Source organism: Bradyrhizobium sp., from assembly GCF_035570375.1.
Taxonomy (GTDB): Bacteria; Pseudomonadota; Alphaproteobacteria; order Rhizobiales; family Xanthobacteraceae; genus Bradyrhizobium.
In genome coordinates this window covers 18,854-37,769 of record NZ_DATMLW010000051.1, presented here as the reverse complement: position 1 = coordinate 37,769, position 18,916 = coordinate 18,854, and the positions used below count along the sequence as shown (strand labels likewise).

22 protein-coding genes are annotated in these 18,916 nt (G+C 61.8%); 15 read left to right on the top strand and 7 right to left on the bottom strand.

Translation table 11 applies throughout. The features are described from left to right. Positions 1–686 precede the first annotated feature (686 nt). The 8 genes from coxB to VNX23_RS05995 all read left to right on the top strand — a co-directional run bounded on the left by coxB (position 687) and on the right by VNX23_RS05995 (position 7,307). Entirely contained in the window at positions 687–1,526 is an 840-nt protein-coding gene (gene coxB, locus VNX23_RS06030; RefSeq protein ID WP_325628269.1) for a cytochrome c oxidase subunit II, read from the top strand. 113 nt (positions 1,527–1,639) lie between these two features. Then, positions 1,640–3,250, top strand: coding sequence for a cytochrome c oxidase subunit I (gene ctaD / locus VNX23_RS06025; protein WP_325628268.1), 1,611 nt, complete (start codon positions 1,640–1,642; stop codon positions 3,248–3,250). A gap of 56 nt (positions 3,251–3,306) precedes the next feature. After that, positions 3,307–4,245, top strand: a complete 939-nt coding sequence (locus VNX23_RS06020) for a heme o synthase (RefSeq protein ID WP_325628267.1) — start codon at positions 3,307–3,309, stop codon at positions 4,243–4,245. Between the two features lie 7 nt (positions 4,246–4,252). Next, positions 4,253–4,429: a CoxF protein gene (locus VNX23_RS06015; protein WP_414642952.1), complete on the top strand. Its 177-nt coding sequence runs from the start codon at positions 4,253–4,255 to the stop codon at positions 4,427–4,429. A 2-nt stretch (positions 4,430–4,431) separates the two neighbouring features. Further along, a complete protein-coding gene (locus VNX23_RS06010) occupies positions 4,432–5,076 on the top strand; it encodes a cytochrome c oxidase assembly protein (protein WP_414642951.1) in 645 nt (214 codons plus the stop codon). Between the two features lie 95 nt (positions 5,077–5,171). After that, on the top strand, positions 5,172–6,062 hold the full coding sequence (locus VNX23_RS06005; protein ID WP_325628266.1) for a cytochrome c oxidase subunit 3: 891 nt from the start codon (positions 5,172–5,174) through the stop codon (positions 6,060–6,062). Between the two features lie 109 nt (positions 6,063–6,171). Continuing rightward, positions 6,172–6,567 (top strand): DUF983 domain-containing protein, encoded by a 396-nt coding sequence (locus VNX23_RS06000; RefSeq protein WP_325628265.1) that lies wholly within the window; start codon positions 6,172–6,174, stop codon positions 6,565–6,567. After that, on the top strand, positions 6,564–7,307 hold the full coding sequence (locus VNX23_RS05995; protein WP_325628264.1) for an SURF1 family protein: 744 nt from the start codon (positions 6,564–6,566) through the stop codon (positions 7,305–7,307). Before VNX23_RS06000 ends, VNX23_RS05995 begins: the two co-directional genes overlap by 4 nt. 36 nt (positions 7,308–7,343) lie before the next feature. Here VNX23_RS05995 and VNX23_RS05990 read toward each other — a convergent pair whose 3' ends face one another. Continuing rightward, positions 7,344–7,514, bottom strand: a complete 171-nt coding sequence (locus VNX23_RS05990) for a hypothetical protein (protein ID WP_325628263.1) — start codon at positions 7,512–7,514, stop codon at positions 7,344–7,346. Between the two features lie 437 nt (positions 7,515–7,951). Between VNX23_RS05990 and thrC the strand changes: the two genes are divergently transcribed. The 4 genes from thrC to VNX23_RS05970 all read left to right on the top strand — a co-directional run bounded on the left by thrC (position 7,952) and on the right by VNX23_RS05970 (position 12,246). After that, on the top strand, positions 7,952–9,370 hold the full coding sequence (gene thrC / locus VNX23_RS05985) for a threonine synthase (RefSeq protein ID WP_325628262.1): 1,419 nt from the start codon (positions 7,952–7,954) through the stop codon (positions 9,368–9,370). Positions 9,371–9,437: 67 nt separating this feature from the next. Then, the gene (locus tag VNX23_RS05980) at positions 9,438–10,727 is read left to right on the top strand and encodes a pitrilysin family protein (protein WP_325628261.1); all 1,290 of its coding nucleotides are present in this window, start codon (positions 9,438–9,440) and stop codon (positions 10,725–10,727) included. A 117-nt stretch (positions 10,728–10,844) separates the two neighbouring features. Next, positions 10,845–11,432 carry a GNAT family protein gene (locus tag VNX23_RS05975; protein WP_325628260.1) on the top strand — a complete coding sequence of 196 codons (588 nt, stop codon included), beginning with the start codon at positions 10,845–10,847 and terminating at the stop codon, positions 11,430–11,432. A 157-nt stretch (positions 11,433–11,589) separates the two neighbouring features. Continuing rightward, positions 11,590–12,246 (top strand): hypothetical protein, encoded by a 657-nt coding sequence (locus VNX23_RS05970; RefSeq protein ID WP_325628259.1) that lies wholly within the window; start codon positions 11,590–11,592, stop codon positions 12,244–12,246. A gap of 16 nt (positions 12,247–12,262) precedes the next feature. On the opposite strand, the gene VNX23_RS05965 is transcribed toward VNX23_RS05970, so the two are convergent. The 5 genes from VNX23_RS05965 to VNX23_RS05945 all read right to left on the bottom strand — a co-directional run bounded on the left by VNX23_RS05965 (position 12,263) and on the right by VNX23_RS05945 (position 14,837). Further along, a complete protein-coding gene (locus VNX23_RS05965) occupies positions 12,263–12,748 on the bottom strand; it encodes an ATP F0F1 synthase subunit B (RefSeq protein ID WP_325628258.1) in 486 nt (161 codons plus the stop codon). Positions 12,749–12,753: 5 nt separating this feature from the next. Then, on the bottom strand, positions 12,754–13,311 hold the full coding sequence (locus VNX23_RS05960) for a F0F1 ATP synthase subunit B' (protein WP_325628293.1): 558 nt from the start codon (positions 13,309–13,311) through the stop codon (positions 12,754–12,756). A gap of 69 nt (positions 13,312–13,380) precedes the next feature. Beyond that, complete coding sequence (locus tag VNX23_RS05955) at positions 13,381–13,608, bottom strand: F0F1 ATP synthase subunit C (RefSeq protein WP_325628257.1); 228 nt, start codon at positions 13,606–13,608, stop codon at positions 13,381–13,383. Between the two features lie 39 nt (positions 13,609–13,647). Continuing rightward, the gene (locus VNX23_RS05950) at positions 13,648–14,391 is read right to left on the bottom strand and encodes a F0F1 ATP synthase subunit A (RefSeq protein ID WP_325628256.1); all 744 of its coding nucleotides are present in this window, start codon (positions 14,389–14,391) and stop codon (positions 13,648–13,650) included. 68 nt (positions 14,392–14,459) lie between these two features. Then, positions 14,460–14,837 carry an AtpZ/AtpI family protein gene (locus VNX23_RS05945; RefSeq protein ID WP_325628292.1) on the bottom strand — a complete coding sequence of 126 codons (378 nt, stop codon included), beginning with the start codon at positions 14,835–14,837 and terminating at the stop codon, positions 14,460–14,462. A 466-nt stretch (positions 14,838–15,303) separates the two neighbouring features. Between VNX23_RS05945 and VNX23_RS05940 the strand changes: the two genes are divergently transcribed. The 3 genes from VNX23_RS05940 to VNX23_RS05930 all read left to right on the top strand — a co-directional run bounded on the left by VNX23_RS05940 (position 15,304) and on the right by VNX23_RS05930 (position 17,161). Further along, a complete protein-coding gene (locus tag VNX23_RS05940; protein WP_325628255.1) occupies positions 15,304–15,927 on the top strand; it encodes a 2-hydroxychromene-2-carboxylate isomerase in 624 nt (207 codons plus the stop codon). A gap of 137 nt (positions 15,928–16,064) precedes the next feature. Continuing rightward, entirely contained in the window at positions 16,065–16,601 is a 537-nt protein-coding gene (locus VNX23_RS05935) for a hypothetical protein (protein ID WP_325628254.1), read from the top strand. A 65-nt stretch (positions 16,602–16,666) separates the two neighbouring features. After that, positions 16,667–17,161, top strand: coding sequence for a secondary thiamine-phosphate synthase enzyme YjbQ (locus VNX23_RS05930; RefSeq protein ID WP_325628253.1), 495 nt, complete (start codon positions 16,667–16,669; stop codon positions 17,159–17,161). Positions 17,162–17,224: 63 nt separating this feature from the next. On the opposite strand, the gene VNX23_RS05925 is transcribed toward VNX23_RS05930, so the two are convergent. Then, complete coding sequence (locus VNX23_RS05925) at positions 17,225–18,859, bottom strand: MFS transporter (RefSeq protein WP_325628252.1); 1,635 nt, start codon at positions 18,857–18,859, stop codon at positions 17,225–17,227. Positions 18,860–18,916 lie beyond the last annotated feature (57 nt).

Genomic DNA, 18,916 nt, shown 5'->3' with positions numbered 1-18,916 from the left:
GACATGACGCGGCCATTGCAGTGAAGCCGAGACCTGCTGCCTGTCTGGCTGCAAGCTGGTCATGTCAAATCCCAAACTCCACCAGTGTGGCGGTTCAGAAGTCCGCATCATTGCAGCTCGCGAGTTCGTCATGCGGACTTCTGAACCAAAGCCACACTAGAAACAATGACTTGCTAGTGTCCTTCCGATTCCGAAGTTCGCAAACGGTGTCGCTGCAAAATGATGCGAACTTCGGAATCAGGACACTAGTATCTTGTATTTGCAAGTGGTCCCTGTTTCCTGAAATTCTCGCAGGCTAACCGAATGCGAGCGCCAGAATCGGACCACTTAAAGGCGATTCCGCGTCGGCATCAGCCGTTTCCCAGGTCGCGAATCGGGCTCCTCGGGAGCGCCTCGCCCGTGCCTACATCGGGTAAAGCGCCTGTCAAGCCACGCCAGCCGCCCGGCGGTTGCTTTTGCCTGATTCTTTTCGAAAAGGTGACATTCGCCGAATGGAGGCCAACGCGCTGTTTCCGGCTCACGACTGCATTGCGAGAGGGCGCGAATTATGGTTTGAGAGGCTGGATTTCGACGATCTGGCCCGCGTACTTCCGAAGTACCTGACGGGCCGTCAGGGGCGGATCGTCCAGCATTGTTCGCTATCCGGCGGAAATGCTTTTGGGAATTATCAAGGGAGCACGAGCGGCATGAAGATGTCGATGGGCCAAATGGGCCGGCGATTGCTGGCGTTGGCGGTGGCAGGCGTTGCATCGGTCACATGCGGATCGGCGTTCGCCGAATTGGGGCAACCGGCGCCGTGGGAGATGAGGCTGCAGGGATCGGCGACCGAGGTGATGGATTTCATCACGGCGTTCCATAACGGGCTTCTGGTCGTCATTACCCTCATCACGCTGTTCGTTCTGGCGCTGTTGGTCACCGTCGTCGTCAGGTTCAATGCCCGCGCCAACCCGGTACCCTCCAGGACCACGCATAACACCCTGATCGAAGTGGCCTGGACGCTTATTCCGGTGCTGATCCTGGTCGGGATTTCGATCCCGTCCTTCAGGCTTTTATTCCTGCAACTCGACCTTCCCAAGGCCGATCTGACCGTCAAGGCCACCGGCAAGCAGTGGTACTGGAGCTACGCCTATCCGGACAACGGAAAATTCGAATTCGATTCGCTCCTGGCTCAGGACAAGCAGCCCCGACTGCTCGGTGTCGACAACGAAATGGTGGTGCCGGTCAACAAGGTAATCCGTGTGCAGACCACGGGTGCGGATGTGATCCACTCCTTCGCGGTGCCGGCTTTCGGTATCAAGATCGACGCCATCCCCGGACGGTTGAACGAAACCTGGTTCAAGGCGACCAAGACCGGCATGTTCTACGGCCAGTGCTCGGAATTGTGCGGCAAGGATCACTCCTTCATGCCGATCGCCGTCAGGGTCGTGAGCGACCAGGAATTTGCAGCCTGGGTCGAGACTGCAAAGAAGAAATTTGCCGCCAACCCGGCGAATGCGCTCGCTTCGGCGGGCGCAGCGGCGCAGTAAGCACTTGGGCGCAGCAGGCACCAGGATTTTCCAGGGCTTCAGGCGCCGTCGCAAATGACAGGGGCGAGCCGACCGAGAAGGTCTTTTGAAGGATTGCAAGGCAGGATTTGAAAATGGCAACCACCGCAGCTCACAGCGCCCATGACGATCACGCGCACGATCACCCGACCGGATGGCGGCGCTACGTTTATTCGACGAACCACAAGGACATCGGCACGATGTACCTGGTGTTTGCGGTCATCGCCGGAATCATCGGCGCCGCGCTGTCGATCGCGATCCGCGCCGAGCTGATGTACCCGGGCATCCAGTTCTTCCACGAAACCCACCTCTACGACGTGTTCGTGACCTCACACGGTCTGATCATGATCTTTTTCATGGTGATGCCGGCGATGATCGGCGGCTTCGGCAACTGGTTCGTGCCGTTGATGATCGGCGCGCCGGACATGGCCTTCCCGCGCATGAACAATATCTCGTTCTGGCTTTTGCCGGCATCCTTTGCCTTGCTCATCATCTCCTGCTTCATGGAAGGCGAGCCCGGCGCTCTCGGTCCGGGAACGGGCTGGACGCTGTATGCACCGCTGTCGACCTCGGGCCATCCGGGACCGGCGGTCGATTTCGCGATCCTTTCGCTGCATCTGGCCGGCGCCTCCTCTATTCTCGGCGCCATCAACTTCATCACCACGATCTTCAACATGCGCGCGCCCGGCATGACGCTGCACAAGATGCCGCTGTTCGTGTGGTCGATCCTGGTCACCGTGTTTCTGCTGCTTTTGTCGCTGCCGGTGCTTGCGGGTGCGATCACCATGCTGCTGACCGACCGCAATTTCGGCACCACGTTTTTCTCTGCCGAAGGCGGCGGCGATCCGGTGCTGTTCCAGCACCTGTTCTGGTTCTTCGGCCATCCCGAGGTCTACATCCTGATCCTGCCCGGCTTCGGCATGATCAGCCAGATCGTCTCGACCTTCTCGCGCAAACCCGTGTTCGGCTATCTCGGCATGGCTTACGCGATGGTGGCGATCGGCGGCATCGGCTTCGTCGTGTGGGCGCACCACATGTACACGGTCGGCATGTCGTCGGCGACGCAGGCCTATTTCGTCGCCGCCACCATGGTGATCGCGGTGCCGACCGGGGTGAAGATCTTCTCCTGGATCGCCACGATGTGGGGCGGCTCGATCGAGTTCAAGACGCCGATGCTGTGGGCGATCGGCTTCATCTTCCTGTTCACCATCGGCGGCGTGACCGGCGTGGTGCTTGCCAATGCCGGCGTCGACCGCGTGTTGCAGGACACCTACTACGTAGTGGCGCACTTCCACTACGTGCTGTCGCTGGGCGCGGTGTTCGCGATCTTTGCCGGCTGGTACTACTGGTTCCCGAAAATGACGGGCTACATGTACAACGAGACCATCGGCAAGGCGCACTTCTGGTTCACCTTTATCGGCGTCAACCTGGTGTTCTTCCCACAGCACTTCCTCGGTCTTTCCGGCATGCCGCGCCGCTACGTTGACTATCCCGACGCCTTCGCCGGCTGGAATTTGGTATCGTCGATCGGCTCGTATATTTCCGGTTTCGGCGTGCTGATCTTCGTCTACGGTGTCGTCGACGCGTTCGTGCGCAAGCAGCAGGCCGCCAACAATCCGTGGGGCGCAGGTGCGACCACACTGGAATGGACGCTGCCTTCACCGCCGCCGTTCCACCAGTTCGAGGTCCTGCCGCGCGTGCAGTGACGAGGCGCGCAGCGCGTTTGGCGCGCTGCGCTCTTCAAGAAGAAGCGAGAACGATCTTGTCGGTTGTCGATCACAACGCCCTGGAACTATCGCCGCGGATTTCGGAAGCCGATGTTGCCGATTACATCGCGCTTCTCAAGCCGCGGGTGATGTCGCTGGTGGTCTTCACCGCGCTGGTCGGACTTGTGATCGCGCCGGTTCACGTCCATCCGGTGATGGCATTCACGTCGCTTCTTTGCATCGCGGTCGGTGCCGGCGCCGCAGGCGCACTGAACATGTGGTACGAAAGCGACATCGACGCCAAGATGTCGCGCACCGCGAACCGGCCGATCCCGCGCGGACGCGTCGCGCCGCAGGAGGCCCTGGCCTTCGGCATGACGCTCGCGTTTTTCTCGGTGATGACGCTCGGCATTCTCGTCAACTGGATCGCGGGCGCCTTGCTTGCGTTCACGATCTTCTTTTACGTCGTGATCTATACCATGGTGCTCAAGCGCCGGACCGCGCAGAACATCGTGATCGGCGGCGCCGCCGGCGCCTTGCCGCCGGTGGTGGGATGGGCCGCGGCGACCGGGTCGCTCTCGGTCGAGCCGCTGTTGTTGTTCCTGATCATCTTCTTCTGGACCCCGCCGCATTTCTGGGCGCTGGCGCTGTTCCGCAGCGACGATTACGCCCGCGCGGGCGTGCCGATGCTGCCCGTGGTCGCCGGCCCCGATGCAACGCGGCTGCAGATCCTGCTGTATTCGATCGTGCTGGCCGCGGTCGCTGTTGCGCCATGGCCGCTCGGTTATTTCGACGCCGTTTACGGCGTGACTTCGCTGCTTCTCGGCGCCGCGATGCTGGCCTTCGCAATCAACGTCTACCGGCTGCGCCAAGGCCGCGAGGCGTCGCGGGTGACGCGGCGGCTGTTCGCGTTTTCGATATTTTATCTGTTCGCGCTGTTTGCGACGTTGCTGATCGAGGTCGTCGCCCGCGCGGTTGCGTCGTCGATCTGGTAGGAGGCGCATGGCAATGACAATGGACGACAAGCGGGAGCCAGACGGAATTGTCCTCACCGAGGCACAGAAGAAGAGCCGCCGTGAGCGCTCGATCGCCATTGCGCTCGCGCTCGGCGTGCTTGTCGTACTGTTTTTCGCGGTCACCATGGTCAAGGGGCCGGCCGTCCTGATGCGGCCGATGTAGCGATGACCAACGAGCCGACCCGACGCGAGATGCCCGCCGCGAGCCGCAAGACGGCCTTGCGCAGCGGAGTGACGCGCGACGCGCTGGTCGCAGCGGTGTGCGGCCTGGTGGTGGTTTTGATGATCGGCGCTTCTTATGCGGCCGTACCTTTCTACAACTGGTTTTGCCGGGCCACCGGCTTCAACGGCACGACGCAGGTGGCGACATCGGCGCCTTCAGGTGGGCCGCTGGCGCGCAGGATCGTGGTACGTTTCGATTCCAACGTCGCGGGCGGACTGCCATGGAAGTTCGCGCCCGAACAGACCGAAATCGAAGTCAGGATCGGCGAAGTGGTCACCGTGTTCTACACCGTGACCAACCAATCGGCGCGAACCACGACCGGACAGGCCGCCTATAACGTGGCGCCGCTCACGGTCGGCGCGTATTTCCAGAAGATAAACTGTTTCTGTTTCACCGAGCAGACCATGGCAGCTGGTGAGAAACGCGAAATGCCCGTGGTGTTCTATGTCGACCCGTCGATCGTCGAGGACAGCGATAATGACGGGCTGAACAGCATCACGCTTTCCTATACCTTCTACCCCCTGCGAGATCCGGCGGCGAAGCCGCTTGCCGCGGGCGAGGCGGACAAACCCAAGGGCAACCTGTGAGGCGCTTCGAAGCAAATCCTCTGATCGACACCGCCCGAGATCTGATTTTTGAGACGAAGGTGCCGAACAGGCACCGCTAACGGAGAGACCGCAAAATGGCTACGGCGCAAGTCAAGCATCACGATTACCACCTCGTCGATCCGAGCCCCTGGCCGATCGTCGGCTCGGTTTCGGTCTTCGTCATGGCGGTCGGTGCGATCAGCTGGATGCACCACATGTTTGCGCTGGCGCCGGTCATTTCCGGCCTGGGTACCATCGGCGTGCTCTACACCATGGCGAGCTGGTGGATGGATGTGATCCGGGAGGCCCAGTACAAGGGCGATCACACCCGTGTGGTGCAGATCAGCCACCGCTATGGCATGATCCTGTTCATCGCCTCCGAGGTGATGTTCTTCGTTGCCTGGTTCTGGGCCTTCTTCAACTCGGCGCTGTTTCCCGCGGATGCGGTGCATGCGGCGCGCGACGCGATCTTCGGCTGCGGCGCCGGCACGGCGGCAGGCGCCTGCAACGTGCCCGGCACCTGGCCGCCCAAGGGCATCGAGGCCTTCGATCCCTGGCATCTTCCGCTGCTCAACACCCTGCTGCTGTTGACCTCCGGCACCACCGTGACCTGGGCGCATCACGCGCTTTTGGAGAACGATCGCCAGGGCCTGAAATACGGTTTGATACTCACGATCCTGCTGGGAGCGAGCTTTACCTGCGTGCAGGCCTATGAATATGCGCATGCCGCTTTCGCGTTTTCAGGCAACGTCTATGGCGCGACCTTCTTCATGGCGACCGGCTTCCACGGCTTCCACGTTCTGATCGGCACTATCTTCCTGATCGTGTGCCTTGCTCGTGCCTATGCCGGCCACTTTACGCCCAAGCAGCATCTCGGCTTCGAGTTCGCAGCCTGGTACTGGCATTTCGTCGACGTGGTCTGGCTGTTCCTGTTCGCCTGCATCTACGTTTGGGGCACTGGCGGCGGCAGGGTCGGCGTGGAGTAGCCGGTCACAGGTCAGAATGCAAAGGGCGGCCAGGAGCCGCCCTTTTTGTTTGCACCATTTCGGTTGTGAAAAGCCGTGCCGCCCTTTCCCTGTGATAAAATCACCTGTTATGAACCAATCCGACAGTCATCCGTTCGTGACGCCGACGCTTTTGCAAAGCGCGCTGCGCGGGCTTGGCTGCAAATGTCCACGCTGCGGCAAGGGCAAGCTCTTCGCCGGCTTCCTCACGCTCCGGCCGAAATGTGACGCCTGCGGATTGGACTACGCGTTTATCGATACCGGCGACGGACCCGCCATCTTCATCATCATGCTTGCCGGCGCGGTCGTCGTCGCTTGTGCGCTGATCGTGGAGGTCAAATATCAGCCGCCGTTCTGGCTTCACGCGGTGCTGTGGCTGCCGCTGATTCTGGCCACCACATTGTTGCCTTTGCGATCGATGAAAGCGCTTCTGGTCGCGCTGCAGTTCCACCACAAGGCCGAGCCGGGCCGCCTGGAACCGAAATGACGGCAGCCGGACGGCGACGCCTCGGCTTCGGCGTTTTCACGCTTGCGATGGTGGCGGTGTTCACGGCGCTTGGCCTGTGGCAGTTGCAGCGCCGCCTCGAGAAGCACGCGTTGATCGCGGCGTTGACCGAGCGGCTCGCTGCCGCGCCCGAAGCGCTTCCACTGCCTTCGCAGTGGAATGCGTTGAGGCCGGAAAAGGATGAGTTCCGCCGCGTAGATTTCAAGGCGAGCTTTACATCCGCCCGCGATGCCATGGTGTACAGCTCCGGCTCAGCCGTGCGCGACGATATTTCGGGCCCTGGCACCTGGGCCTTCATGCCGGCGCGGCTGGCGAGCGGCGAAACCGTCGTGGTGAATGCCGGCTTTGTGCAGAACACGATGCAGGACCGGGGCCTTGAGGATCGCGCGGTGAAACCGCTCGTCACCGGCGAGCCGGTGACAATGACCGGTTACATCCGCTTTGCCGAAACCGAGGGCCTTTTGACCCCTGCGGAAAATCCCGCCAAGCGATTGTGGTTCGCCCGCGATCATCTGGCGATGGCCACGTCGCTCGGCTGGGGCGAGGTGGCGCCGTTCTATGTCGATCTGGAGCAGCCGGTGCCGCCAGGCGGCATTCCGAAACCGGGTCCGCTTCAGGTGCGTCTGAAAGACGATCACCTGCAATACGCCATCACCTGGTTCGCACTGGCCGCGGCCGTCGTGATTGCATTTCTGGCGTGGTGGCGCCGCCACCCAGGGTGAGGGGCGGGCGGGCCTGGCCGACAGACGGTCGCTGTCTTATTTGCTGCGGCCCCGGCCGTCACCGACGCCTTTCGTCTGCGCGTCCGGTGTAGTCATCAAATCTGTTTGCATGGCTTCCAGACGCGCCATCATCAATATCCCGGCAACAAACGCCAATCCAAGATCCTCGGCCTGCTCAATGGCGTCCTCGATCTTTTCGACCAGCACTCTGGTTCCATTTTGCCGAGACATGAACTTTCCCTTTGTTCGCGCTGATGGCGCCTTGATTGAACATTGCTATCTCACCATGACCCTCGTCAATTAGAGATGGTCTGGCATCCATTGCACACTCCCAGGGTTGGCTGATGAGCCGCTTTCCGCGAGGCTTCACGGCTGGCGCGGTGAACCGCGTCCGAAGCAACCGCAGAGGCGGGCCGGGTGGGCGCCGTTGCGTCGCGATCAGGGCCGGCCGGATCGATTTTCGCTAGCGTTACGGGTTGCGGAAGCGACCGAACTGCGCCTGTCTTTCGAGAAGGTGAAGAAGAAGCGGTTTCCACTTCGCCGGAAAACGCTCTATGGTGCCGCGCGGCTTTGCCTCTGGCAAAGGATATTATTTATTCAGATCAAAGGCTTGACAGAACGTCGGAGCCTTTGGAGGGCAGGTTTTGACGCGATACGTCTCGACGCGGGGAGAGGCTGAGGTCCTTTCCTTCTGTGACGTGATGCTGACCGGGCTTGCCCGCGACGGCGGTCTTTACGTGCCCGAAGCCTGGCCCCAGCTTTCGCCGCAGGCGATCGCGGATTTTTTCGGTCGTCCCTATTGGGAAGTCGCGGTCGATGTGATCAGCCCCTTCGTCGGCGGCGAGATTTCCGATGCCGATCTCGGCTGCATGGCCAATGAGGCCTACGCCACGTTCCGCCACCCCGCGGTGGTTCCGCTTGACCAGGCCGGTCCCAACCAATTCCTGCTGGAGCTGTTCCACGGTCCGACGCTCGCGTTCAAGGACGTCGCCATGCAGTTGATCTCGCGGCTGATGGATCACGTGCTGGCGCGGCGGGCGCAGCGCACCACCATCGTGGTCGCAACATCGGGTGACACCGGCGGCGCCGCGGTCGAGGCCTTTGCCGGGCTCGACAATGTCGATCTGATCGTCCTGTTTCCGCACGGACGGATTTCCGACGTTCAGCGCAGAATGATGACCACGACCGGCGCCGGCAATGTTCATGCGCTCGCGATCGAAGGTACCTTCGACGATTGCCAGGCGATCGTGAAGGAGCTGTTCAACGATCATGGTTTTCGCGACGCGGTCGCTCTCTCAGGGGTGAACTCGATCAACTGGGCACGGATCGTGGCTCAGGTCGTCTATTACTTCACGTCCGCCGTGGCGCTGGGGGCGCCGGCGCGGCGGGTGGATTTCACCGTGCCTACCGGCAATTTCGGCGATATTTTTGCCGGCTTCGTCGCCAAGCGGATGGGCTTGCCGGTCAGGTGGCTGCGGATCGCCGCCAACGTCAACGATATCCTGCCGCGCACGCTCAAGACCGGCATCTATGAGGTGCGAGAGGTTCACGCCTCCACCTCGCCATCGATGGACATCCAGGTCTCGTCGAATTTCGAACGGCTGCTGTTCGAGGCGAGCGGCCGCGACGCAAGCGTCGTCCGCCGCCTGATGGAATCGCTCAGGCAGTCGGGCCGCTTCGTGCTTCCCGATTCCGTGCTGGCGGCGATCCGGGAGGAATTCGACGCCGGCCGCGCCGATGAGACCGAAACCAGCGCCGCGATCCGCGCGGTCTGGCGCGAAGCCGGGGATCTCGTCGATCCCCACACCGCGGTGGCGCTGGCGGTGGCCGACCGGGACACGCCGGTTTCGAAAATCCCCAATATCGTGCTGTCGACGGCGCATGCGGCGAAATTTCCCGATGCCGTGGAGGCGGCCTGCGGCGTTCGGCCGGAGCTGCCGCCATGGCTTGCGGGTTTGATGACCAGGCCCGAGCGCATCGAAGTGATGAAAAACGATCGCGCGGAAGTCGCGCGTTTCGTGCAGTCGGTCAGCCGCGCCGCAAAGCTGGTGTCCCGGGTCTGAATTCGCAGAGGTCGCAGCAGGAAACCACAGTGGCGCATGTCAAATCCACCGTACCAGGAGTTGCCGGATGAGCGTTGACGTTACCAAGCTTCCCTCCGGCCTTACCGTCATCACCGATACCATGCCTCATCTGGAGACCGCGGCGCTCGGAGTTTGGGCCGGCGTCGGCGGCCGGGACGAACGGCCCAACGAACACGGCATCTCGCATCTGCTTGAACATATGGCGTTCAAGGGCACGACGCGGCGCACCTCGCGCGAGATTGTGGAGGAGATCGAGGCAGTCGGCGGCGATCTCAACGCCGGCACCTCGACCGAGACCACGGCCTATTATGCGCGCGTCATGAAGGCCGATGTGCCGCTCGCGCTCGACGTGCTCTCGGACATTCTTACCGATCCCTCTTTCGTGCCGGACGAGCTGGAGCGCGAGAAAAGCGTGATCGTGCAGGAGATCGGCGCGGCGCAGGATACGCCCGATGACGTCGTGTTCGAGCATCTCAACGAACTGTGTTATCCGGATCAGCCCATGGGTCGTTCCTTGCTCGGAACGGCAAAGACGTTGAAGACCTTCAACCGCGAGATGCTGCGCGGTTACCTTTCGACGCATTACCGGGGTCCGGATATGGTGGTCGCGGCAGCCGGCGCCGTCGATCACAGGCGGGTGGTTGAAGAGGCCGAGGCACGATTTGCACGCTTCAACAACGCGCCTGCGCCGAAGCCGCAGCCGGCGATGTTCGGCAAGGGCGGCTCGCGTGTGGTGCATCGTGAACTCGAACAAGCGCATCTGACGCTGGCGCTCGAAGGGGTGCCGCAGACCGATCTGTCGCTGTTTTCCCTGCAGGTGTTTACCAATACGCTCGGCGGCGGAATGTCGTCGCGGCTGTTCCAGGAAGTTCGTGAGAAACGCGGCCTTTGCTATTCGATCTACACCTTCCATGCGCCATATGCCGATACCGGACTGTTCGGGCTCTACACGGGCACCGACCCCGGCGACGCGCCCGAGATGATGGAAGTGATCGTCGATGTGATCAATGAGGCCGTCGAGACCTTGACTGATACCGAGATCGCGCGCGCCAAGGCACAGATGAAGGCAGGACTGCTGATGGCGCTCGAGAGCTGCAGCTCCCGCGCCGAACAGCTTGCGCGCCATGTGCTGGCCTATGGCCGCCCGTTGACCGTCGAGGAGCTGGTGGCAAGGATCGATGCCGTGAGCGTGGAATCGACGCGGAACGCCGCGCGCGCCCTTTTATCGCGCAGCCGGCCGGCGGTGGTGGCCCTTGGCAGCGGAAGGGGGCTGGACACGGCGGTCGCTTTTGCGGAAGGATTGACCCAGTCGAAGGCCAAGGCGCGCCTTCATTGAAGACTGCCAACTCTTGGTCCGAGATTGGCGTCGCATTGGCTCCGGAACGAGTAATTTTGCGATTGTCAGAGCAGAGGGACGACCGGCTGAAGGTTCAAGGATCGGGGAATTTGACGCATGGCCCTGTTTCGATTGCCATCAAGCGGCCCGGCCGCGCTTGCCCCGCGCGGCAGTGGCCTGCTGCTGCGTGCCCCACAGATGTCGGATTTCCTGCAGTGGGCGCATCTGCGCGAAACCAGCAGGAATTATCTGACGCCGTGGGAGCCGATCTGGCCGTCGGACGATCTCACCCGCGCCGGCTTTCGCCGGCGCTTGCGCCGCTATGCGGAGGATATTGCAGCCGACAGATCCTACCCGTTCATCGTGTTCCGGGAGTCCGACGGAGCGATGATCGGCGGCGTGACCCTCGCCAATGTTCGCCGCGGTATCGTCCAGGCCGGCACGATCGGCTACTGGGTCGGCGAGCCCTATGCGCATCGCGGCCACATGACCGCGGCGTTGCGCGTGCTGTTGCCTGTGCTGTTCGGCGAACTCAACCTGCACCGCGTCGAAGCCGCCTGCATCCCCACCAATGCGCCGTCGATCCGGGTGCTGGAGAAGTGCGGCTTTACCCGCGAAGGCCTGGCGCGGCGCTACCTATGCATCAACGGGGTTTGGCAGGACCACCTGCTGTTTGGCTTGCTCCATGAAGATTTCCGCGGCTAACCTTGATTCGGCGAGCGTCTTGGGTTTTCTGACCCACGCCTTGGGTTTGCCGCCATTGCGCTGATATAAGCTGCCGCGCGCCCTTGCAAGGCGCTGCAGGAGCAGGCGAATTCTGGCGGGGACAACCGGATTGATACGAGTCAGGCTGGACGGGCGGATGAGGGTTGCTGGTCGGACAGGGCGTGCCGCGTTCGCACTGGCTCTGGCGGCTGGACTGCTATCGGCATGCGGCGCGACCAACAATCCCTTCAGCTCTCAGACCGCTCCCGCCGAACCCCTCCCCACGATTGGCGACAGGTTCAGTCAATTGTTCGGCGGGAAATCGCAGGCGGCCGGCGAGTTAGCCGCGGCGCCCGATGGCGCCGAACTGGATTGTCCGGTCGTGAAAATCCGCGCGGGAGCCTCGACCTACGCGGTGGCACCACCCGGCAAGGAGCCAGTAGCCAGCGAACTGCGCTATCAGGCGACCATTTCGCGGACCGCGCGCGACTGCAGGCGATCGTCCGGTCAGATCATCGCCCGGATCGGCGTTCAGGGCCGCGTCATCGCGGGTCCGGCGGGTGCGCCTGCGACTGTCGAAATCCCCCTCCGTGTCGCGGTCGTACAGGCCGGTGTCAACGAGAAGGTCATCTCCACCAAGGTCTACCGGACCACGGTATCGATGTCGGAGGAAACAAACGCCCCGTTCAGCATCGTCGGGGAAGATCTGACCTATGCGATGTTGCCCGGCCTCACCAGCGAGAACTACATCTTTTACATCGGCTTCGATCCGCAGGCGGTCACGCCGGAGCCGAAGCCTTCACGGAGAAAGTAGAAGGCGGCCAGGATCGTCAGTTCAGTTTTTCACGGGCTTCGGTGATACCCTTGGCCAGCAGGTCTTCGGCGAGCTCACCCTTCACCGTTTGCGACAGGATGGTGGAAGCGGCCGCGACCGCCGCATCGGCGGCAGCCGCCCGCACATCGGCGAGTGCCTGGGCTTCCGCAAGCGCGATCTTGTTCTCGGCGGTCTTGGTGCGCCGCGCGACAAAGTCCTCCATCTTGGCCTTGGCTTCGGCCGCGATCCGCTCGGCCTCCGTCTTCGCCGAAGCGACGATGTCCGCCGCCTCGCGCTCCGCAGTGGCGCGACGCGCCTCGTATTCGGCGAGCAGTTTTGCAGCGTCCTGCTTGAGACGTTGGGCGTCTTCGAGTTCGGACCTGATGCGCTCGCTGCGATGGTCGAGCGTGGTCAGTATGGTCCGGTGAACTCCCATATAGGCGAACAGGCCCATCAGGATGACGAAGGCGACCGCGACCCAGAATTCCGGTTGGGCGAACATCGGAGTTATCCCTTCAAGGACGAGTCGACGGCGCGCTCGACCGACTTGCCGTCGGGCGCAACGCCGATGAGCCGCTGCACGAGGGCGGCAGCGGCATCGGCGGCAATGCCCCGGACGTTGCTCATCGCCTTCTGGCGCGTGGCTGCTATGGTTTTCTCGGCCTCATTCAGTTTGTGCGACAAGCGCTCTTCCAGCGCCTTGCGCTCGGCTTCCGACGCTGCGTTCAGCTTCTCGCGGGTCTCGGCACCGATCGCCTGGGCGCGGGAGCGCGCCGCCGCCAGGTCGGTTTCATAGGCTCGCAGCGCATTGTCGGATTCGTCCTTCAGCTTCTGTGCCTCGGCCAGGTCGCCCTCGATCTTGTTCTGACGATCGTCGATCGTCTTGCCGACGCGCGGCAAGGCGATGCGCGAGACGATCAGATACAGCGCGACGAATGCAATCAGCAGCGACACCAGCTGGGAAGCGAAGGTATTCCTCTCGAACGGCGGGAAGGGGGCCTTGTGGCCGCCATCTGCCTCGGTGTGGGCTGTCGCGCCCTTGGCGTCGCCATGACTTTCAGCCACAGGTTTCTTCTCCTGTTCGGCCAATGACATTCACTTCCGAAAGTCTCATCGGCCAGGTCGGTGGTGAAGTTAGAGCGCAAACAGCAGGAGCAGCGCGACCAGCAGCGAGAAGATGCCGAGCGCTTCGGTCACCGCGAAGCCGAAAATCAGGTTGCCGAACTGGCCTTGCGCGGCCGAAGGATTGCGCACCGCGGCTGCAAGATAGTTGCCGAAGATGATGCCCACGCCGGCGCCGGCGCCACCCATGCCTATGCAGGCAATCCCAGCGCCAATGTATTTCGCGGCAATCGGATCCATGAAACGAACTCCTTCTCGAGGTTTGGTTGTGAGGCCGGATCAGTGGCCCGGATGAAGAGCATCATTGAGATAGATGCAGGTGAGGATGGCGAAGACGTAGGCCTGCAGAAACGCGACCAGCAACTCCAGCGCGGTCAACGCCACCGTCAGGGCCAAAGGCAGTACGGCGCCGAACCAGCCGGCAATGCCAAACGCGCCCAGCATGGTGACGAAGCTTGCGAACACTTTCAGCGTGATGTGGCCGGCGAGCATGTTGGCGAACAGACGCACGCTGTGCGAGACCGGGCGAGACAGGAACGAGATGATCTCGATCGCCACCACCAGCGGCAGGATCACTATCGGAACGCCGGAAGGCACGAACAGCTTGAAGAACTTCAGGCCGTTTTTGTAGAAGCCATAAATCAGCACGGTGAAGAATACGAGCAGCGCCAGCGCGGCCGTGACGATGATGTGGCTGGATATCGTGAAGGTGTACGGAATGATCCCGACAATGTTCGAAACGCAGATGAACATGAAAAGCGAGAACACCAGCGGGAAGAACTTCATGCCTTCCGCGCCCGCGTTGCTTCGAAGCGTGTTCGCGACGAACTCGTAGCTGATTTCCGCCATCGACTGAAAACGGCCAGGCACCAGCTTGCGCCCGGCGCCGATCATCAGGAGCGAGATCAGGGCGACGGTGCCGAACATGTAGGCCGACGAATTGGTGAAGGCGATCTCCTGATTGCCGATATGGCCGATCGTGAAGATCTTGTCGATGTTGAATTGATGGATCGGATCGATCATCCGCGCGACATCTCTTACGTACTGCCGGCCACGCCGGCGCTCTGCAATCAAACCGTCGGGCTTTTCCGTCAGCGATCGGTCCTGTCCTGACCGGCACCCGCCGATCTGACCACGTTCAGCACGCCGGCCGCAAAGCCAAGCAGGAAGAACACGATGAGCCCGAAAGGTGACGTCGACAGCAAACGGTCGAAACCCCAGCCAATCAGCGCTCCGACGACGACGCCGGCGACCAACTCCGAAGACAGCCGGAAACCGCGTGCGATCGCCGAAGCTCGGGCAGCGCCGTCTCCACTTCCATCACCGGGTTGGTCAGTCCTGGTTCTTCGGCCGTCCCGAATTTCGGACAACCGCTGATTCAGGCTTCCGAGCCTTGCGGAACGCGCGGCTTCGTCGGAGGACGATTTGTTGCCGCTTCCATCTTCGCTGTCATTCGTGCCCTGCGCCATGCTGCGGAGACCCGAAACGATGCTTGCGGTCGATAGAAACGGCGCCCCGTCACCCTTAAAAGCCGCGCGGACCATACTGAGCGCACCTAACCAAGTCAAGATTGCCTCCCAGCCCTCTAGCTCGTTGATTCTCTGAAGTTTATTCGCATAAGCGCCGACTGGCGGCGGGCCGGTCGCGGCACTGCAATAGCCAGAGGCGCGATCAGCAGATTTCAACCTCGAGTGGCGATTGGCCTGCGCAACAGATCTGGCCGTTCTGGAACCCACGCACATTCGAAAGCGTGCGCGCGCAGGGCAAGATCGAAAGCTCGTCTTGCGGCTTCACAAAGATTCCGTGCGCACTGCCAAAACCCATTCTGGCGTGCCTCCGCGCAGCGCGTCAGACTTGAGGACCGCCGCCGATCGACCTTGCATCGTGCCGGCGGGTCTGTTGGGATATTGATTGGAGTCGAAGTCAGGAGAGCGCATGCCGCGTCAGATCGACTACTATTTCTCGCTGCAATCCCCGTGGGCCTATATCGGACACAAATTGTTCCGGGAGGTCGTCAGTACCTACGATCTCAAAGTCAATCACAAGCCCGTGGTGCTCGTCGATCTGTTCTCGGAAACCGGCGGGCTGCCTCTCTTGAAGCGGCACCCGGTGCGGCAGCGCTATCGCATGGTCGAACTGCAGCGCTGGCGCGACAAGCGCGGCCTGAATTTCCATCTGCAGCCCGCGAACTGGCCCTTCAACGCGCGGCTCGCCGATGGGCTGGTGCTCGCCGCCATCGAGGCTGGTCACGATCCGGATCCGTTCCTGCGCCGTGCCTTTGCGGCGGTATGGGAAGGGGAGCTCAATCTCGCGGACGCCGCGACGCTGATCAAGCTGGCCGACGATTCCGGGCTTGCCGGGAAACAATTGGTGGAGCGTTCAGCTACCGAGGAGATCGGCAAGATTTATGAGCAGAACCGACAAGATGCGCTTTCGGCCGACGTCTTCGGTTCCCCCGCCTATGTGCTGGACGGCGAGGTATTCTGGGGGCAGGATCGCATCGAATTGCTGGTCGACGCGTTGAAAACGGGTCGCCCACCCTATCGTTCGCAGGTCTAGTGTAGTGATTTGACATTCGCTACCCACCTGGCCGCAGACTCTGCGAAAACGGGATGCGAATGTCGGAATCGGACCACTAGGAGCCGGAGCAGGATAGAAGCAGCAAGCACCGGTTCGGCCTCAAGGCGGAGCATCCCATGAGCACAGCGACATCGCCTTCCAGAATCGCTATTGCCGTTGCGGGGTTGTTTGTTGGCGGAATGGTCGGCGTTGCCGCGCAATCGCTGCCCGACAGCGAGAACGGGCGGTATACGATGTCGCCCGTCGCCGACGGCGTGGTCAGGCTGGATACCCGCACCGGCGCCGTTTCAACCTGCAACAATCCGGGCACAGGGTGGGCCTGTTACGCCGTACCTGACGAGCGCGCGGCGCTCGATGCGGAAATCGGCCGGCTTCAGACGGAAATCGACAAAACAAAAACCGAACTGGAGAAGCTCAAGGCCGAACTGGCCTCGCGCGAGGCCACGGTCAACGGCAAGATCGAAGGGACCTTGCCAAAATCGGACTCGCTTCGGAAACCTGATTCGAAGGTCGACGAGGGTGAGCGCAAATTCGAAATTCCATTGCCGAGCGATCGCGACATGGATCGTGTGATGTCGTTCCTTGAACGGGCGTGGCGGCGTCTGATCGAGATGGCGAACCGGGTGCAGAAGGACATTAACGGCAGGATTTGACCGCGCGACCGGTCAATCAGCGGGTCGTCGCCAGAGTTCGCGGTGATGACGACAGGTAGATCGCCATGAGGTCATCCAAATCCATCTCCCGCACCGCCCATTCCAGGATCAGCGCCAATACGCTCGCAAGCTCACTGCTTGCCGTCGAAACTTCCGGACCTGGCTTCGTCGATCTGACCCGCGAGATAGCATCCTTCGTGTCGGGGACCGCTGCGGTCGAGGGGGTCGTGACGCTGTTCGTTCGCCACACCTCGGCCTCGCTCACGATTCAGGAAAACGCCGATCCCTCGGTGCTCGACGATCTGACGACCGCGCTCGATCGCCTTGCGCCGGAGGACGCCGGATGGACCCACGATACGGAAGGACCCGACGACATGCCGGCTCATGTCAAGAGCCTGCTGACGACGACCTCGCTGCAAGTCCCGGTCCTCAACGGAAAACTCGCATTGGGAACCTGGCAGGCGATCTACCTGATCGAGCACAGGCAGCGCCCGCATCGCCGCGAGATCGTGCTCCAGTATATCGGAGCGGCAAACTCAAATGGTTCAGACCCAAAATGAAACCGGCCGCGGAATGATCCGCGACCGGTTTGCTGTCGATCCGCCTTTGTTGTCTTTTACCACTCAGTTGGTTGTTATGTCGACGTCCTTGGTTTCAGGCAGGAACAGGAAGCCGATAACAAGGCTCATTAAGGCGACACCCACCGGATACCAGAGGCCCGAGTAGATGTTGCCGGTCCAGGCGACGATCGCGAACACGGTCGCCGGCAGGAAGCCGCCGAACCAGCCGTTGCCGATGTGATAGGGCAGCGACATGCCGCTGTAGCGGATGCGGCTCGGGAACAGTTCGACCAGCCATGCCGCAATCGGCGCATAGACCAGCGTCACGTAGATCACCAGCACCCACAGCAACAACACGGTCATCACGTAGTTGATGTCGGCGGGATCAGCCGACGCCGGATAACCGTGGCTCTTGATGGCCGCCGCCAGCGACTTGGCGAAGTCTGTCGCGGTGGCACTCAGCGTCTGCTCGCCGACCTTGACCTGCGCCGGCGTTCCCTTGGCTGCATTCTGGGTTTGATAATTCACCGAGAGGTTCACCAGAGAGGATGTCGCGATGTCGCAACCGGTGGTGAATTTCTCGGTGCCGGTGGCCTTGAACTGGAACGAACATTCGGACGGATCGGCGATAACCGTCACCGGCGCTGACGCCAGAGCGGCCTCAAGCTTGGGATTGGCGAAGTGGGTGATGCCCTTGAAGATCGGGAAATAGGTCAGCGCCGCGAGCAGGAAGCCGGCCAGGATGATCGGCTTGCGGCCGATCCTGTCGGAAAGCCAGCCGAAGAAGACAAAGAACGGCGTGCCGAGCGCCAGCGCCACCACGATCATGATCTGCGCGGGGACGCCAGGCACTTTCAGCGTCTGGGTCAGGAAAAACAACGCATAGAACTGCCCGCCGTACCACACCACGGCTTCGCCGGCGGTGGCGCCGAGCAGCGCAAGGATTGCGATCTTGGCGTTCGCCCATTCGCCAAAGGCTTCGCTCAGGGGCCGCTTCGAGGTTTTGCCTTCATCCTTCATCTTCTGGAAAACCGGCGACTCGTTCAGGCTCAGGCGGATCCAGATCGAGACGATCAGGAGGATGCCGGAGAGAAGGAACGGGATACGCCAACCCCAGTCACCGAAAGATTCCTCGCCCATCGCGGTGCGAATGCCCAGGATGAGCAACAGCGCCAGGAACAGCCCAAGCGTTGCGGTGGTCTGGATCCAGGAGGTGTAGTAGCCGCGCTGGTTCCTCGGCGCATGCTCGGCGACGTAGGTTGCTGCACCGCCGTACTCACCGCCGAGCGCAAGGCCCTGCACCAGGCGCAAGGCGATCAGCACGATCGGGGCGGCGATGCCCCAGGTGCCGTAGCCGGGCAGCAGGCCGATAAAGAAGGTGCCTACGCCCATCAGCGTCATGGTGATCAGGAAGGTATATTTGCGGCCGATCATGTCGCCGAGACGACCGAAGATCAGGGCGCCGAACGGCCGGACCGCAAAGCCCGCCGCGAATGCGAGCAGGGTAAAGATGAAGGCAACGTTTGGCGGTACGTTGGAGAAAAAGTATTTCGCAAGGAAAGCGCCGAGCGTTCCGTAGATGTAGAAGTCGTACCACTCGAACACGGTACCCAACGAGGAGGCGAAAATCACCTTTCGCTCTGCGGCGGTCATTCCACCGCTGGTGCGGATTTCGCCCGCTGTCGCTGCTATTGACATCGTTGATCGCTCCCCGAAATCGTTGTCGCCAACTCGTCCCACGCGCCGATCATGCGT